Here is an 860-nt window from a genome sequence, read left to right as displayed (position 1 = left end):
CACGCTGCCTCAGCAACCGCGGCGTAGCCGACGAACTCGTCATCAGCCCCGCCACCGTCGCCCGTCACGTCACCAACATCCTGACCAAACTGGGCTTCTCCTCCCGAGCCCAAATAGCCGCCTGGGCCGTGGACAACATCTCCACCGACCCCCCGCCCCCGTAGCAGGATCGCCTTATCCCCGGCCGAACGACCGCGACATGACCACCCTTCGAGACCTGCAGCGGGCCAGACCATCACCGGTCCCGCCACCGAGATCGCTGCCTCCGGAGTGACCTTCGCGGATATCGGCGGCTTCACCACGATGATCAACGTTCCAACCCCGTCCTGACGGCCCATCGGGCTCCCGGCAACATCGTCACCATCGGACAAGCGATCACCGCGTAGAACCTCGACCTCGGGCGCGGGCGCGTCTCGCCGTCCCCCAAGGCGCTTCGACCCGACCCGCTGATCGACTTCCAGCAACAGATTGGCAGCGTCGTCGCCGGTCCCGTCACCAAACTCGACTAGTTCGGCGCCTTCCTCCGCATCGAAGACCGCCCCGCCGGATTCGTGGGCCTGGTCCACAAAGCCGCACTTGGCCGTTAGTCGGTTCTCGTTGGGGATGTCCTCAACGTCAGACTCATCGGAGTGGACGTCGTCGGGCACCGAACAGAACTCGCTCCTGCCCAGGACCGACGAGCCAGCCTTCTGAAAAGATCGCGCTTCGGGCCGCGCGGGTTGTGTGCTTGTTTCGGGACTGTACAAATAACGGCGGATCTAACGATCAAGGAAGAGACGCCACATGACCGAGACCGCCGAGCCGTCCGCGACCGTGGACGAGTCCGTTGAACAGGGCCAGGACCAGGCCGTGAGGCCGGA

The 860-nt window shown here is 64.9% G+C and carries 1 protein-coding gene; it reads left to right on the top strand.

Annotated elements, in window-relative coordinates:
• The first annotated feature begins 41 nt into the window (after positions 1-41).
• A complete protein-coding gene (locus tag E1287_RS43380; RefSeq protein WP_243719849.1) occupies positions 42-164 on the top strand; it encodes a LuxR C-terminal-related transcriptional regulator in 123 nt (40 codons plus the stop codon).
• Positions 165-860 lie beyond the last annotated feature (696 nt).

It is taken from the genome of Actinomadura sp. KC06, assembly GCF_004348735.1.
Lineage (GTDB): Bacteria > Actinomycetota > Actinomycetes > Streptosporangiales > Streptosporangiaceae > Spirillospora.
Note: the sequence above shows the minus strand (reverse complement) of the source record. Positions and strands in the feature narration are given on the sequence as shown.